The organism is Streptomyces sp. NPDC031479 (genome assembly GCF_055581065.1).
The window spans coordinates 39807-55581 of the sequence record NZ_JBVIKC010000003.1 but is presented as its reverse complement, the minus strand read 5'-3'; the positions used below and the strand labels follow the sequence as shown (position 1 = coordinate 55581).

12 protein-coding genes are annotated in these 15775 nt (G+C 72.7%); 6 read left to right on the top strand and 6 right to left on the bottom strand.

The window, feature by feature from the left end; translation table 11 throughout:
* Positions 1-193 precede the first annotated feature (193 nt).
* A complete protein-coding gene (locus ACZ5D2_RS05210) occupies positions 194-1681 on the top strand; it encodes a sugar transferase (RefSeq protein WP_371676594.1) in 1488 nt (495 codons plus the stop codon).
* Positions 1682-1695: 14 nt separating this feature from the next.
* Here ACZ5D2_RS05210 and ACZ5D2_RS05205 read toward each other — a convergent pair whose 3' ends face one another.
* Positions 1696-2646, bottom strand: coding sequence for a GDP-L-fucose synthase family protein (locus ACZ5D2_RS05205; RefSeq protein ID WP_468927320.1), 951 nt, complete (start codon positions 2644-2646; stop codon positions 1696-1698).
* Positions 2647-2979: 333 nt separating this feature from the next.
* Here ACZ5D2_RS05205 and gmd point away from each other — a divergent pair, with 333 nt between their 5' ends.
* From gmd to ACZ5D2_RS05185, 4 genes are all read left to right on the top strand, one after another.
* Entirely contained in the window at positions 2980-3993 is a 1014-nt protein-coding gene (gene gmd, locus ACZ5D2_RS05200; protein ID WP_030235965.1) for a GDP-mannose 4,6-dehydratase, read from the top strand.
* Between the two features lie 246 nt (positions 3994-4239).
* On the top strand, positions 4240-7014 hold the full coding sequence (locus tag ACZ5D2_RS05195) for a CBM96 family carbohydrate-binding protein (RefSeq protein ID WP_468927316.1): 2775 nt from the start codon (positions 4240-4242) through the stop codon (positions 7012-7014).
* Between the two features lie 78 nt (positions 7015-7092).
* Positions 7093-7782 (top strand): hypothetical protein, encoded by a 690-nt coding sequence (locus ACZ5D2_RS05190; RefSeq protein WP_468927313.1) that lies wholly within the window; start codon positions 7093-7095, stop codon positions 7780-7782.
* A 114-nt stretch (positions 7783-7896) separates the two neighbouring features.
* On the top strand, positions 7897-8112 hold the full coding sequence (locus ACZ5D2_RS05185) for a hypothetical protein (protein ID WP_371676590.1): 216 nt from the start codon (positions 7897-7899) through the stop codon (positions 8110-8112).
* A gap of 22 nt (positions 8113-8134) precedes the next feature.
* On the opposite strand, the gene ACZ5D2_RS05180 is transcribed toward ACZ5D2_RS05185, so the two are convergent.
* Both ACZ5D2_RS05180 and ACZ5D2_RS05175 read right to left on the bottom strand, forming a co-directional pair.
* The gene (locus tag ACZ5D2_RS05180; protein WP_468927310.1) at positions 8135-9259 is read right to left on the bottom strand and encodes a glycosyltransferase; all 1125 of its coding nucleotides are present in this window, start codon (positions 9257-9259) and stop codon (positions 8135-8137) included.
* Positions 9256-9795: a WcaF family extracellular polysaccharide biosynthesis acetyltransferase gene (locus ACZ5D2_RS05175; protein ID WP_266842390.1), complete on the bottom strand. Its 540-nt coding sequence runs from the start codon at positions 9793-9795 to the stop codon at positions 9256-9258. Before ACZ5D2_RS05175 ends, ACZ5D2_RS05180 begins: the two co-directional genes overlap by 4 nt.
* Positions 9796-9890: 95 nt before the next feature.
* Between ACZ5D2_RS05175 and ACZ5D2_RS05170 the strand changes: the two genes are divergently transcribed.
* Complete coding sequence (locus ACZ5D2_RS05170; protein WP_468927307.1) at positions 9891-11405, top strand: hypothetical protein; 1515 nt, start codon at positions 9891-9893, stop codon at positions 11403-11405.
* Positions 11406-11468: 63 nt separating this feature from the next.
* Here ACZ5D2_RS05170 and ACZ5D2_RS05165 read toward each other — a convergent pair whose 3' ends face one another.
* From ACZ5D2_RS05165 to ACZ5D2_RS05155, 3 genes are read right to left on the bottom strand one after another with little or no spacing between them, the layout of a single operon-like run.
* Complete coding sequence (locus ACZ5D2_RS05165; RefSeq protein ID WP_468927305.1) at positions 11469-12710, bottom strand: MATE family efflux transporter; 1242 nt, start codon at positions 12708-12710, stop codon at positions 11469-11471.
* Complete coding sequence (locus tag ACZ5D2_RS05160) at positions 12707-14443, bottom strand: lipopolysaccharide biosynthesis protein (protein ID WP_468927302.1); 1737 nt, start codon at positions 14441-14443, stop codon at positions 12707-12709. Before ACZ5D2_RS05160 ends, ACZ5D2_RS05165 begins: the two co-directional genes overlap by 4 nt.
* The gene (locus ACZ5D2_RS05155) at positions 14440-15645 is read right to left on the bottom strand and encodes a glycosyltransferase family 4 protein (protein WP_371681153.1); all 1206 of its coding nucleotides are present in this window, start codon (positions 15643-15645) and stop codon (positions 14440-14442) included. The genes ACZ5D2_RS05160 and ACZ5D2_RS05155 overlap by 4 nt, the downstream gene beginning before the upstream one ends.
* Positions 15646-15775 lie beyond the last annotated feature (130 nt).

The window sequence follows — 15775 nt, the reverse complement described above, 5'->3', positions numbered from 1 at the left end:
TGGGAAGGGGGGCTCCAGGATCCGGAATAGTTGATACCGGTATTTAACGCTTGGGCAACGAGAGGCCTCGTTCACCCGAACGGCATTAAACGTACGGGTGTTTGTCGTACTGTTTCCCGGTGCGACAGACGCCCGTTGCCAGGGGAAGCCGCGGGCAGGCACCACCGACATAGACCACGTGCCAGGGGGGCCCATGAGGCATGTCCGTTTTCCTGCGCAAAGTGTGGCCGGAACGGCCGCGGATGCGGAGGGGACGACAACCGCCCCTGCGCGACGCCGCGGTGACAAGGCCCGCTGGTACCTGCCGGCCGCGGTGACGGCCGACTTCGTCGGGGCCGCGATGCCCGTCGGCCTGGTCTTCGACGCCGCCCAGCAGGCCAGGCCGGTCTCCTGCGCGCTCGCCGCCGCCCTCGCGTGGACCGGCGTGCAGGGCCTGAGACGACGTTACTCCTCCCGGGCACTGGGAGAATCCCGCGGAGTACTGCCCGTCGTGCACGACTGGCTGATTCTGATCGGAATCCTGGCCGTCGCCCGGGTGATGACGGGGGAGAGCACCCCCCGACTGGCCGCCCTCGGAGCGCTGTTGCCCGCCCTGCTCGTCACGGTCGCCTGCCACAAGCTCACCTACCGGCACCTGTCGGCCGCCCGCCGCGAGGCCCAGGCCGTCAGCCGGGTCCTGGTCATCGGCGAGCCCGAGGCCGCCGAGCACGTCATCGCGCACCTCGCCGCGCGCACCGACCACCCGTACGTCGTCGTCGGCGTGGTCGCCGTCGGCGACGGCTCCCTGACCAGCGGCGTCCCGGTCGCGGCCCGGTTGGACCGCGGGATGCCCGAGGCCCCGAACGGCGACTGGGCCCCGGTGCTGGGCGCCGTCCGCAGTCACCACGCCGACCTGGTGCTGGTGGCGCCGGGTGCCCGGATCTCGGGGGAGCGGCTGCGCCGGGTGGCCTGGGTCCTGCACGACGAGGGCCTCGAACTCGCCGTGTTCCCCGGGCTGGTGGAAATATCCGTGAAGCGGCTGGAAACCGAGTCCGCCGGCGGACTCGCCGTGCTGCGGGTCGCGCCGCCCGTGCGCCGCGGGGTGCAGACCCTGCTCAAGTCGGTGCTGGACCGCCTCGGCGCCTGCGTCGGACTGCTCCTGCTGTCACCGCTGTTCCTGGCCGTCGTGCTGGCCATCCGGCTCGGCTCGCGCGGCCCGGCCTTCTACAGCCAGCGCCGGATCGGCCGCGACGGTGAGCCCTTCGTCATGTGGAAGTTCCGCACGATGGTGGTGGACGCCGACCTGCTGAAGGCCGAGCTGACGGGGGCCAACGAGAACGACGGCCTGATGTTCAAGATGCGCCGCGACCCCCGGGTGACCCGGGTGGGCCGTCTGCTGCGCCGCACCTCGCTGGACGAACTACCCCAGCTGGTCAACGTACTGACGGGCAGTATGTCCATGGTCGGGCCGCGCCCCCCGCTGCCGGAGGAGGTGGCGGAGTACGACGAGGTCGAGCTGCGCCGGCTCACCGTACGGCCCGGGATGACCGGCCTGTGGCAGATCAGCGGGCGCTCCGACCTCTCCTGGGACGAAACGATTCAGCTTGATCTCCAGTACGTCGACAACTGGTCGTTCACCAGCGACGTCGACGTGATGGGCCGTACGCTCCGCGCCGTCGTCGACGGCCGCGGGGCGTACTGAGGGCCGTGATGGGGTCAGCCCTGCCGGCCCTGGTCGAGCCACCAGCGGTAGGTGGCGGCGATGCCGTCCCGCAGCGGGATGCCCGGCTTCCAGCCCAGCGAGGTCAGGCGCGAGACGTCGAGCAGCTTGCGCGGGGTCCCGTCCGGCTTGGACGTGTCCCAGGCGAGCCGGCCCTCGAAGCCGGTCACCTCGGCGACCGTCTCGGCGAGCGCCCTGATGGTCAGGTCGTCGCCGCAGCCGATGTTGACGGGCTCGTCCCCGTCGTAGCGCTCCAGCAGCACCGCGCACGCGGCCGCCAGGTCGTCGACGTGGAGGAACTCCCGGCGCGGGGTGCCGCTGCCCCACAGCGTGACCTCGTCACGACCCTCGGCGGCGGCCTCGTGGAAGCGGCGGATGAGGGCGGGCAGGACGTGCGAGGACTCCAGGTCGAAGTTGTCGCCCGGACCGTAGAGGTTCGTGGGCATGGCCGAGACGTACGAGGCCCCGTACTGCTTGCGGTAGGACTGCACCTGCACGATGCCGGCGATCTTGGCGAGGGCGTACGCCTCGTTGGTGGGCTCCAGCGGGCCCGTCAGCAGGGCGTCCTCGTGGATCGGCTGCGGGGCGAGCTTCGGGTAGATGCAGGAGGACCCGAGGAAGAGCAGGCGGCCCACGCCGGCGGCGTGCGAGCCGGCGATGACGCTGAGCTGGATCCTGAGGTTGTCCTCCAGGAACTGCACCGGGTACGTGCTGTTGGCCATGATCCCGCCGACCTTGGCGGCGGCCAGCACGACCGCGTCCGGGCGCACGTCGCGCAGGTGGGCCGCCGTGGCGGTGGCGTCGCGCAGGTCGAGGTCGGCCCGGCCGCGGGTGAGCACCTCGTGGCCGTCGGCGGTGAGCCGGCGGGCCACCGCGGACCCCACGAGGCCACGGTGTCCGGCGACGAAGACGCGGGCGTGCGGGGGCAGGAGCGGCGAACTTGTCATACCGCCGATGATGCCAGTCCGGTGCCGGGGTGTTCCCCGGAGCCCACCCTCCGGGCCCCCGGCCCGCTGCGGCGCCCGGTTTCCGCTCGCTGCCACGATCCTGATGGTCCATCAGTCCGATGTGCGGCCCGGCCTTCCGGCCTCCGCCCGCGGCTCGCACGGGGCTCCCGATCCGAAGGGGCTTGAGCGCCCCGGAGGCCAAGCAGCCCCAACAGGGCAGTACGGTACGCATCCAGCCTCGGCCCGAGGGCGCGTTCCCGCACCTCACACCCGGCCGGCCAGGCCAGACACAGCCTGAACACGAACGACAGCAACGACAACCTGGGGGACCCCATGGGCAAGACCGCACTGATCACCGGCGTCACCGGACAGGACGGCTCGTACCTCGCCGAGCTCCTGCTCTCCAAGGGCTACACGGTGCACGGGCTCGTGCGGCGGTCCTCCAGCTTCAACACGGAGCGGATCGACCACGTCTACCAGGACCCGCAGACCGCGAACCGGTCCTTCGTCCTGCACCACGCCGACCTCTCCGACGGCGTGGCCCTGGTGAACCTGCTCCGTGACATACGCCCCGACGAGGTCTACAACCTGGGCGCCCAGTCCCATGTCCGGGTCTCCTTCGACGCTCCCCTCTACACGGGCGACGTGACCGGCCTCGGCGCGCTGCGGCTGCTGGAAGCCATCCGGGCCAGCGGGGTGGACACCCGGATCTACCAGGCCTCGTCCTCGGAGATGTACGGGGCGACCCCGCCCCCGCAGAACGAGGGCACCCCCTTCCACCCGCGCAGCCCGTACGGCGCCGCGAAGGTGTTCGCGTACTGGACCACGGTCAACTACCGCGAGGCGTACGACATGTTCGCGGTCAACGGGATCCTCTTCAACCACGAGTCCCCGCGCCGCGGCGAGACGTTCGTGACCCGCAAGATCACCCGGGCGGTCGCGCGCATCAAGGCCGGCCTCCAGGACCACCTCTACCTCGGCAACCTCGACGCCGTCCGCGACTGGGGCTACGCCCCCGAGTACGTCGACGCGATGTGGCGGATGCTCCAGCAGGACGAGCCGACCGACTACGTGGTGGCCACCGGAGTGGCGGCGACCGTCCGCGAGTTCGTCGAGTCCTCCTTCACCCACGCGGGCCTCGACTGGAACGAGCACGTGCGCTACGACCCCAAGTACGAACGGCCGAGCGAGGTCGACGCGCTCATCGGCGACGCCTCCAAGGCGCAGGAGCTCCTTGGCTGGAAGCCGTCGGTCCTGGTGCCGGAACTGGCGCGGATCATGGTGGACGCCGACATCCGTCAGGTCGAGGACCAACTGGCGGGTGCGAGCGTCCGTATCGACCGCTGAGGCCTCGCGCTTCGCCTACGATTTGCCGTGTCCCGGTCATCACCGCGACCTTCCGCGGTCTTGGCCGGGACAAACCTGCCGTATGTCCGAAGTGTGTCCTCCGCGTTGCACCCTGTTGGTTCCAATTTGGTATGCAGGGGGTCAACTGAGGTGACCAGGGCGGCGCGTGAGCCCTAGTCTGCGCCAGTACATATGGCTGTTCGGATAGTTCCAGCCATCAAGCCGGGCGATTGCCCTGGGGGGCTCATGCGTAGATCCAGAGGGCTGACTGCTGCCCTCGCCCTGTCACTGGCCGGCGCCGGTACCGGAATAGGCCTGGTGTTGATGCCCCAGGCGTCCGCCATCACGCCGCCCGTGGCGTTCACCGCCGACGAACTGCCCACCTGGCAGCCCAACGGCGTCGTCTTCGCCATGGAGCAGGCGAACGGCACCGTCTTCGCCGGCGGCACCTTCTCGGCGGTCCGCCCGCCCGACGCCGCGGCCGGCACGGAGCAGGAAGCCGTGAACTTCGTGGCGCTCGACGCCGCCACCGGCAACCCCACCTCCTGCAAGCTGGCCTTCACCGTCGGCGACGGCACCGCGACGGTGCGGGCGCTGGCCGTGTCGAAGGACAAGAAGACCCTGTACGCGGGCGGCTACTTCGGCGCCGTCAACGGAACCCCGGTCTCCAGCCTCGCGGCGATCGACATCGAGACCTGCGCCCCCAAGGCATCGTTCCACCCGAGCGTCCCCGCCACCGTCCGGGCGCTCGCGGTCACCGACGACACCCTGTACATCGGCGGCGACTTCGGCACGGTCGAGGGGCAGACCCGCGAGCGGTTCGCCGCGGTCGACGCCGGCTCCGGCGCGCTGAGGCCCTTCACCGCCAACGCGGACGAGCCGGGCCGCGCGATCCAGGTCAGCAACGACGGCAAGAACGTCCTGCTCGGCGGCGACTTCTTCTCGGTCAACGGCTCCAACACGCACGCGCTGGCGGTCGTCGACGCCACCACCGGCGCGGTCGCCAAGACCTACTCCAACATCCCCTCCAACTCGGTGGTCAAGCACATCGCGGCCGACGCGACGGGCTACTACACCGGCAACGAGGGCTCGGGCGGCGGCGTCTTCGACGGCCGCATCGGCCTCGACACCAACTTCAACGAGAAGTGGCGCGACCGCTGCCTGGGCGCCACCCAGTACGTGCTGCCGTACGACGGGGTGCTCTACAGCTCCTCGCACGCGCACGACTGCTCGCTGGAGGGCCAGTTCCCCGACGGCAAGCGCAACTTCCTGCTGGCCCAGCAGACCGACCACAAGGGTGCCGCCCCCGCGCCCGTGGACGGCTTCGTGCAGAGCCCGCCGAAGCTCGGATGGCACCCCACCGCGAACGACGGCATCGGTGAGGGCATCGGCCCGCGCGTCATGTCGATCGCCGAGAAGGACGACGTCAAGTACATGTGGGTCGGCGGTGAGTTCACCCTCATCAACGGCCGCGCGCAGCAGGGCCTGACCCGCTTCGCGTCCACCGGTGACGTCGGTGCCCCGACCACCCCGATCGCCGGCGTCGGCAGCGTCAAGCCCGGTGAGGCCCAGGTCCGCTGGCGCACCAGCTACGACCAGGACGACAGCAAGCTGACGTACCGGATCTACCGCAACGGCTCGGGCACCCCGATCGCCACGGTCTCGGCCGACTCCCTGGAGTGGGAGCGCCCGCAGGCCTCCTGGACCGACACCACCGTCAAGGCGGGCCAGGCCTACAGCTACCGGGTGACCGCCACCGACGGCGCGGGCAACACCAGCGCCCTGTCGGCGAACGTCTCCGTGACCGTCCCGACCTCGGTCCAGGCCTACCCGGACAAGGTCCGCGCGGACGGCGCCAACCTCTACTGGCGCTACGACGACACCGTCAGCCCGTACGTGGCCGACTCCTCGGTCTCCGGCAACACCGGCGGCGTCCAGGTCAGCGCCCCGGCCCTGGGTCAGAGCCCCGGCGCCATCACCGGCACCAGCACGGCGATGGGCTTCAACGGCACCAACCAGCAGGTGTACAGCGACCACCGCCAGACGGTCGGCGCCGCGTACTCCATCGAGACCTGGTTCAAGACCGGCACCACCCGCGGCGGCAAGCTGATCGGCTTCGGCAACAACACCGTCAACAGCAGCGGGTCGTACGACAAGCAGATCTACATGACCAACACCGGTCGTCTGGTCTTCGGCGTCTACAACGGCTCCGCCCGCACCATCTCCACCGGCCTGTTCGAGACGTACAACGACAACAAGTGGCACCACGTCGTCGGTACGCAGGGCCCCGGCGGCATGACGCTGTACGTCGACGGCCAGAACAAGGGCACGAACAGTGCCACGAACTCCACGCCGTACGCCGGTTTCTGGCACGTGGGCGGCGACAACCTCAGCAGCTGGCCGTCCCGTCCGACCAGCAACTTCTTCGCCGGGACCATCGACGAGACGGCCGTCTACCCCTCGGCGCTGACCCAGGCCCAGGTCAAGTCCCACTTCGACCTGGCCAAGGCCGCCGTCGACACGGTCTCCAAGGTCGTCGCCACCGAGGACACCTACATCAACCAGGGCGCCCCGAGCACCGCCTACGGCACCTCCACCCAGCTCGCGGTGCGCGGTACCTCGGCGTACGAGTCGTACCTGCGCTTCACCCTCCCGGCGGCTCCGTCCGGGCAGGTCCTCAAGAGCGCCTCCCTCCAGTTCAAGACCTCCACGCAGGCCGGGGCCGGCACCGCCGACACCGTCTCCGTGGTCCCGGTCACCGGTACCTGGAGCGGCACGGGCACGACGTTCAACACCAAGCCCACGCTCGGCACCGCCCCGCTCGGTTCCATCTCGGGCGTGCCGGACGGTTCGGCCGTGCAGAACGCCGAGCTGGACACCACCGCCGTCTCCGCCGTGCTGGGCAGCAGCTACAGCCTCGGCCTGACGAGCACGGGCACCGACGCGATGTGGCTGTGGTCCGCGGAGTCGACGGCCGCGGACGCCGCTCCGCAGCTGATCCTCACCTTCGGCCCGAAGTAACCGCCTGACGGCGTACGGGGCCCGGCCGGCACACGGCGGGCCCCGTACGCCTTTCCGACCCCGTAGGGGAGCCACCTGATGTACCGACGCTCCGCCGCGGCCGCCGTCCTCCTGGCGGCCGCCCTGACGCTGACCGCCTGCAGTTCCGACGGCGACGGCAAGGCCTCCGCCGACGCGGCGGGCAAGCCGAAGCCGCCGGCCTCCAGCCCGGTCCCGGACCCCGCGGACGCCTCCACGGCGCCCACCACGGCCGCGTCGCCCGACGCGAAGCCGACGGGGCCGGTCCTGCCGGACGCGAAGCTGACCCCGAAGACGGGCAGCTTCAAGGAGAACGAGAAGCAGTACCTCAGCGGACGCGTCCCGGAGAAGATGGATCCGGCGGCCGTCCTGCAGACCGGTCAGGAGACCTGCCAGCGGGTGGAGCGCACCGCGAAGCGGGACAAGGACGCGGCGGCAGCCGCCATCATCTCCGGGGACGTCACCGGGGCGAAGGACGCCATCAACCTCCTGTGCCCGGAGCAGAAGCCGGTGCTGGCGGTGGCGGAGAAGGGCTTCGGGGACTCCCCCCGGACCACCCCGGCCCCCGGTACCTACCGGGCGCTGACCCAGAGCTCCACCTGCACCTGGGAGGCGAAGGGCAAGGACGGCGCGATCCTGGCCTCGGGCCCCGAGAACCCGCCCAAGGCCGGTGACAGGATCACGGCCACCGTCCCGTCCGGTACCTCCGAGTTCCACTCGACGGGCTGCTACGCCTGGGTGCCCGCGTAGGCACACCGGTCCGCCACGAGGACGCCGCCGCCCGGTTCCGGGGCGGCGGCGTTTTCACGTCCCGCGCCCGGGTAACCGCGTGGCCACACGCCGAACAGTCTGGAGGCGAACGGTATGCGCGGCATAGGCGGTTGCATCGCCCTGATCGTGGTGGGGGCCATCCTCACCTTCGCGAGCGACTGGCAGATGGAGAGCGTCAACCTCGACGTGGTGGGCGTGATCATGATGGTGGCGGGGGCGGTGGGCCTCGGCGTCTACGCGAGCGTGCTCAAGCGCCGCCGCGCGATGGGCGCCGTCCCGGTGGTGGAGGAAAGGCGCGACGTCCTCTGACCCCCGCCCCCACCCGGCGGGCTCAGCGGGCGATGTCCCGGTAGACCGGGAGCAGGGTGTCCAGGACGGCGTCCATCGAGAAGGACTTCGCGGCCAGTTCGCGGGCCGCGGCCGAGGCCGCCGCGTTGGCGGCCGGGCCCAGGAGGGCGATGACGGCCTCCGCGACGGCTGCCGCTCCGGGGTCCACGGCGTGCCCGGCGCCGGCGGCCGCGATGTCCCGGGCCAGGCCGTTGGAGTGGGTCACCACCGGGGGGACGCCCACCGCGAGGGCCTCCAGGACCGACATCGGGAACGGCTCGTCCACCGAGGGCAGGACGTAGACGTGCGCCCGGCGCAGCTCCGCGAGGACCTCGGCGCCGGAGAGGGCCCCGGGCACCGTGAAGCGGTCCGACAGACCCAGGCCGGTGATCCGGGCGCGGACCGCCGCCAGTTCCCCCTCGTCCGGGCCCGCCACCACGAAGTGGGCGTCCGGGTGCGCGGCCAGCACGGCCGGGGCCGCGTCCACGAAGTCCACCGGCCGTTTGCGGGCCTGGAGCCGGGCCGAATACAGGATCCGCGGCGGCCCGGACGGGGCCGGGCGCTCCTCCTGCGCCGGAGTGCCGTTGACCAGGCGGACGGCCCGGGGCAGCGGCCCGCGCACCACCGCCTCCAGCCCCGCCCGCTCGTGCGGGGTCAGGTACAGCACGGCGTCGGCGCCGCGCAGCAGGCGGCGTACCGCCACCGCGTCGAGCACCTTGGCCAGGGCCTTCTCGCTTGGGTCCACCATCCCGTGGGTCTGCAGCACCAACGGCTTGCCGGCCCGCAGCGCGGCGAGCGCCACGGGCAGGGTCACCAGGTCCCGTGCGAGGTGGACGTGGACCAGGTCGGCCTCGCGCACCAGCCGGCCCGCCGACGCCAGCAGGGCCGGCGAGGTCATCCCGCTGAAGCCGAGCGGCAGGATCCGCCGGGCGGGGAACAGCTTGGCGGGCACCCCCTCCACGGAGTCCGGCCACGGGTCGAAGCCCTCGCCCAGCGCGAGGAGCCGGGCCTCGTGGCCGCGCGCACGCAGCCCCTTGGCCAGGTTCAGCGCCACCCGCACCGGCCCGCCGAAGGCGTGGGAGGGGGAGTGCAGGGTGACGGCGTGCAGGACCTTCGGGGCGGCACTCACTTGGGCTCCTCCACCGGGCGGCGACGCCCGTCCTGGGTCTGCAGGGTCAGCTCCGGCAGGTCCTTGTGGACCACCGATCCGGCGCCCGCCACCGCGCACCGCCCGACGGTCACGCCCGCCAGCACCGTCGCCCGTACGGCCACCCACGCGCCGTCCTCGACCACGATCGGGGCGTTGCGGTAACGGAAGTCGGCGGCGCGGTGGTCGTGCGAGCCGGTGCACAGCATCGACTCCTGCGAGAGGCAGACGTTCGCGCCTATGGTCACCGGCTCCAGGTTCAGCAGCCAGGTGCCCTCGCCGATCCAGGTGTGGTCCCCGACGGTCAGCTTCCACGGCCACAGCACGCGCACCCGGTGGCGGATCAGCACCCCCTCGCCGATCCGCGCCCCGAACGCCCGCAGCAGCGCGACCCGCAGCCGGGCGGGACAGAACCACGCCATGAACAGCGTGTTCATCACCGCGAACCAGAGGGCCTGGGTCAGCAGGCCGCGCCCCTTGTCGTAGCCGGCCAGCGTGAAGGCAGGAAGATCACGCAACAGTCGCCCCTCGTCGTCCACCCCGACGCGCCTCCCCGGGCGCGGAACGCTCAGACTAGACTGCGCGCGGATCACGCACAGGGGTGGGGGCAGCAGTGGTGACGGACGTTCGGAAGCCCTCGGCCGCCCCCGAACGGCCGCCCGTGCCCGGCGAGTCGCAGTGGGGCCGGGTGACCACCCCGCGCACCCTGCTCTCCCGCGCGCTCTCGGTCCCCCTCGCCCTCGGGTTCACCGTCTTCCTGCCGTTCTTCGTCGCCGCCCAGTCCGGCGACGGCCAGCGCGACGCCGCCTTCTGGCTGCAACTGCTGCTGGCCATGTACGCGGGCGCGCGGCTCTCGGCCATGGTGCTGACCAGCCGCCGCAAGCTGCTGCAGGGCTCCTTCTGGCTCTTCGTCTACATGGCCATGGGCGTGGCCCCCCTCGCCCAGGCCGTCCTCGGCCGGGTCCCCACGCCCGTCGTCGGCCCCCGCTCCGACCTCACCGTCGCCATCGGCCTGGTGCTGCTGGGCTGCACGGCCTTCGACGTCGGCGTACTGCTGGCCCGTCACCGGCCCGCGGCACGCCGCACGGGAGGCTCCCGCAAGGAGCCGCGACCGGTGATGGTCCACCGGCGGCGCCTCCAACTCCTCACCCTGGTCGCCTTCCTGTGCAGCGCGGCCTTCATCGCGAAGCTGGGGGGACCGGCGGTCTTCTTCTCCAGCCGCCAGGAGATCATCGCGGGCATCCAGGAGGCGGGCGTCTCCAACGGCGACGGCCAGGCCGGCCAGGCGCTCCTGCGCGGCTTCGGCACCGTGCCGGCCCTGCTCGCCCTGCTCCTGTACACGCGCTGGCTGATCACCTCGAAGTACGCCCGCCGCAAGGTCTCGGTCATCGCCACGACGGCCGCCCTCGCCGTCTTGAACCTGGTCGTCAACAACCCCGTCTCGAACCCGCGCTACTGGTTCCTCACCGTCCTGTTCGCGCTGCTCTTCACGGTCTTCCCGGTGAGCGCCGCGATGTACCGGGTGGCCCTGTCGATGGCCGTGGTGATCGCCCTGCTCGTCTTCCCCTTCGCGGACCGCTTCCGCTACGACGAGAAGAACTACAAGCCCGTCGAGACGACCTCGTTCCTGGAGCCGATGGCGCTCAAGGACTACGACCAGATCGGCATGTTCGCCAACACCATCACCTTCTCCAACTCCGGCCCCGGCCACTTCTACGGGCGCCAGCTGGCCGGATCCGTCTTCTTCGCGGTGCCCCGCTCGGTGTGGCCGGGCAAGCCGCGCGACACGGGCGTGATGGTCGGCCAGTGGATGGGCACGGTCAACACCAACCTCTCCTCCCCGATCTGGGCCGAGCTGTGGCTCGACTTCGGGCCGCTGGGCATGGGTGCCGGCCTCCTCGCCCTCGGGTACGCCGCCGCCCGCGTCGACCGCCGGTACGCCAAGCGCGCCACGCGCCGCTCACCGCCGGGCAGCCTGATCTCCACGGTGGTCCCGCTGGTCGCCGGGTACTCCTTCATCCTGCTGCGCGGCCCGCTCCTCCAGGCGTCCGGACGCGTGGCCATCGCGGGGATGTGCCTCGCGCTCGTGGCGACGTACCGCCACGACAAGGGCACGACCCTGCGCTGAGCGGGCGCCCCGCGGTCGACGGCCGCGGGTGTCCCCTTCCGGCACGGCGGGGACCCGGGTGGTTCAGGCGGCGGTGGCGACCTCGGGGGCGGGGGCTTCCAGCCGGGCCACCCGCAGCCAGCCCGCGCCCGCCTTGGCCGCCGAACCCACGGCCAGGCCCCAGGCGGCTCCCGCCACGCCCCAGGCGGCGTACCCGCCCAGCAGCAGGGCCACCGACAGCAGGGAGAAGACGATCTGGAGGGAGAGGGTGGCCCTGGGGTTCAGCACCCGCAGCGTCAGCAGGGCGCAGGTCCCCAGCCCCATCACCGCGTACTGGGCGCCCGTCGCCGGGAGCAGCGCGGCGGCCGCCGCCCAGGTGTCGCCGAGCAGGTGCCGGCCCAGCCGGTCGGGCAGTGCGTACAGGACGGCCGCCCAGCCGGCGCCGAGCACGGCGAGGGCGGCGCCCATCAGGGCGGTCAGCCGGACCACGCCCCGCTTGCCGGAGGCCCGGCCGACCACCGGCGGCCCGAAGGCGTTCGCCGAGTTGAACAGCACGTTCAGCGGACCGAAGAGGGTGGTCGCACCGCGCAGCGCGCCGACGGCCAGCGGGGTCGCGAACGCCCCGAGCCCGAGCACCGCCAGCTGGCTGGAGCCGTTGCCGACGGCGAACTCGACCACGAACCGCTGCCCCAGGTGCCCGCGCCGCAGGTACGGGCGCAGCTCGGCCCGCGCCCCCCGCACGTGGGGCCGCAGCAGCCACAGGCCCAGCCCCAGCGCGGGCAGCGCCGACAGGCCCCACACCAGCACCAGCCGGCCGGCCGACGCACCGGCCGGCTGCGCCGCCAGCGCCGCGACCACGCACAGCAGCCGCAGCGAGTCCGCGGCCAGCGCCCGCTCGGGCACCCGCAGCGCGGAGAAGCAGTAGCGCAGTCCGTCCTGGACGAGGACCAGCGGCAGGACCAGGCCCAGGGCGAGGAAGGCCCGCCCGGCGTCCCCGGCCAGGACCGGGCCCACCACGGCCAGCACCGCGGCGGCCACCGCCGACGCGGCGGCGGTGAACAGCACGGAGGAGCGGCAGACCGTCGCGAGCCTGCCCCGGACCTCGTCCGGGGGGAGCCCCTCGCCCTTCTCCAGGACCACGGTCTGGCCGACGTAGGCCATGTTCAGGCCGAGGAGCACGCTGAAGGTCACGTACACCATCGAGAAGTCCGCGAAGCCGGAGGCCGAGGACAGCCGGGCCGCCAGCACCAGCACCAGGATGTTCGTGGCGCTGGAGGCGGCCTGGTCGAGGACGGAGGCGACGGCGCCGAGGCCCCGCCGGCTCACCGCCGGCCCGTACGGACCGTGCGCAGGGCGACGGTGTCGCCGCCGTCGCCCGTGGTCTGCGGCCCGGGGTCCGCGGGCTGACGCGTCAGCGGCTGCGGGTCCGGTGCCCGGCCCGGCCCGGTGGCCGGACCGGCGGCCTCGCCGGCCTTCCCGGACGTGCCGCGCCCGCCGCGCTTCTCGGTGACCACGGGCGTGTGCAGGACGGCGCCGAGCACGGTGCCGCCGGCGCCGCCGATGAGCTCGCGGATCCGGGACAGGTCGCTGCGGTGCACCGCGCGCGGGTCGCAGACGACCAGGACGCCGTCGACGCGGTCGACGAGGGCGAGGGCGTCGGCGTAGGAGAGCACCGGCGGGGCGAGCACCACGACGGTGGAGTTGGGGGAGTCGGCCTCGGCGATCAGCCGGGTGGTGCGCGGCGAGGTCAGCGCGCGGGGGACGTTGCGCACCCGTTCGCCGGGGATCAGGTCGAAGGAGCCCGACTCGGCGGCGTCCACGACGAGCTGCCGGCCGTCGGGCCAGTCCGCCTCCCCGCCCGTTCCGGCGCCGCCCGGCTGGCTCCAGCGGGGCCGCCCGCCCGCGTCGGTGGGCAGCTGGCTGGCCAGCACGGGGGTGCGCAGGTCGGCCTCGATGAGCAGGACGTCCTTGCCGGTCTCGGCGAAGGAGGCGGCGAGGTTCACGGCCACGGCGGCGGCGGTCTCGCTGCTGCCGCGCGGGGCGACCACCAGCAGGCGGCGCCGGTCGGCGAAGCGGGAGTCGTAGGCGAGGCGGAAGGCCACCGAACGGTACTCCTCGGCGAGCCGGGGATCGGCCTCGCCGGCCGCGAGCAGCGGCCCGCCGCCGGTCTTGTCCCGGGGCAGCGAGCCCAGGACGGGGGCGCGCAGCGCCCTGGCCACGTCGCCCTCGGAACGCGGGGCCGGGTCGAAGACGAGCCGCACCCAGGCGGCGAGCAGACCGAGCGCCAGGCCCACGGCCGCGCCGAGCGCGAGCGACATGGGGATGCCCGGCCCGTCGGGCGCGGCGGGCGGGGTCGCGGGGCTGGTGACCCGGCCCGGGGTCATGTCCAGGGCCGCGAGCTTGGCGATGTTGCCGTTGAGGGCGTTGACCTTGCTCTGCAGGTCGGTCTTGGAGGACAGCGCCGCGTCACGGGCCGTCCCGGCGGGCAGGTTGTTGGCCTGCCGGGCCGTCTCGTCGAGCTGCTTGGCGACCGGGTCGCGCTGGTCCTCGTAGCCCTTGACCATCTTGTCGCGCGTGGCGTCGAGGGCCTCCTGCCGCTTCAGCAGGTAGGCGGCGGTCATCGCGTTCGCGCGCTTGGCGGCCTCCTTGGGGGAGGCCGAGGTGTAGGTGAAGCGGAGGACCATCGTCTGCGGCGGGTTGGTCACCTGGAGGCCGCCGCGCAGCGCGGCGAAGTCCTTGTCGGCGATGCCCAGTTGCTTCGCCGCCTGCCCGGCCGTGGAGCTGGAGAGCGCGACCTGGCGTTCCGAGCCGATGTTGATGGCCTTGTCGGGGGCCAGGCTCGGGTTGAACGGGTCGTCGGTGGGGGCGCGCAGCACGACGTCGGCGGTCGCGACATAGGTGTCCGCGGTGGAGATGCCGAGGTAGACGCCGCCCAGCAGGCCGATGCCCACGCCCGCGCCGATGAGCCGCCGGTAGCGCAGGAGCTGCTTGAACTGGTCCCGCAGGAGGTCCGGCTCGTCGTCGGCCGGGGCCGCTGCCGGGCGGTTCGTCTCGGTCACGGCTGGAGACCCCCAAGTGCTTCGTCGATCAGTGCGTCGATGCGGGCCAGGCCCGCCTCACGGCTCAGGTGGGCCGCCACGTGGACGGGCCCGGCGGCGCCCAGCGCGTCCGCGCCCTCGGGGTCCTCGGCCAGGGCCCGTACGGCCTTCAGCAGGGCCGCGGGGTCCTCCGGGGGTACGAGCACCCCCGCGCCGGAACGTTCCACCTCCTGGGCGGTCCCGCCCTCGGCCGCGACGGACGCGACGACGGGCCGGCCGGCCTGGAAGTAGGAGGTCAGCTTGGACGGGACGCTCATGTCGAGCACGGCCGCGTGCTGGGTGACCGCGAGGACGTCCGCCGCCGCGAGGATATCGGGGAACTCGCCGTCGGCGGCAGGGGGGATGATGTCCAGGTTCGGCACGTCGGCGGAGAGGTCGGCGAGGGCCGCGCGCTGGCTGCCGTCGCCCATGAGCACGAAACGGACCCGCGGGTCGAGCCGGGCCGCGCCGACGAGGACGTCGAGGCCCTGCTTGAGGCCCATGTTCCCGGAGTGCAGCACCACGGTCTGGCCGGGTGCCCAGCCGAGGTGACGGCGGGTCTCCCCGCGGGGCTTGGTGGGCTGGGGCACGTGGGACCAGTTGGGGACCAGCCGGATCCGCTTCGGGTCCACGCCCATGCCCACGACCCGGTCCACGAAGGTCTCGTGGATGACGCCGACCAGGGTGGCGCGCCCCAGGGCGTACGCCTCCGCGCGCCCGGCGAACGCGGCGGCCTTGTCGCCGCCGCTGATCCCGCTCTGCGCGGCCGCGGCCCCCATCAGGTCCTGGACGACCGGGACGTAGGGGACCTTCCACTTCGCCGCGAGCCGGGCGGCGAGCACCCCGCCGGCCAGACTGGGCATCTGGGCCAGGATCGCGTCGGGCTTCGGCATCCGCGGCGGGGCCACCGCACCGTGCAGCAGAATCGATCCTTCAAACAGGGCGCGCCTGACGGCGGTCTGACGCGGCGGCACCGTGTGCGCACGCCGGTGCACGGTGACCCCCGCGCGCTGCTCCGTGCGCCGGAGCGCCCCCTTGTACTCCGGCTCGACGGACCAGGCCGGATAGTGCGGCATCCCCGCCAATACGTGCGTCTCGTGGCCGATTTCGGCCCAGTGCTCCGCGATCTGGGTGGCGTACGGGCCTATGCCCGCATGCTCGGGGGCGTAGTTGGTGGAAACCAGCAGCAGGCGCCGGTGACCGGATGTGGACACTGAACGTCCCCTTCTCCCCTGGATGATGCGCACGTCACCCTATTCGTTCACCCGCAGGGTGGGGAACGTGCGCGCTATTGTCTGCTAATCCGCCGCACCG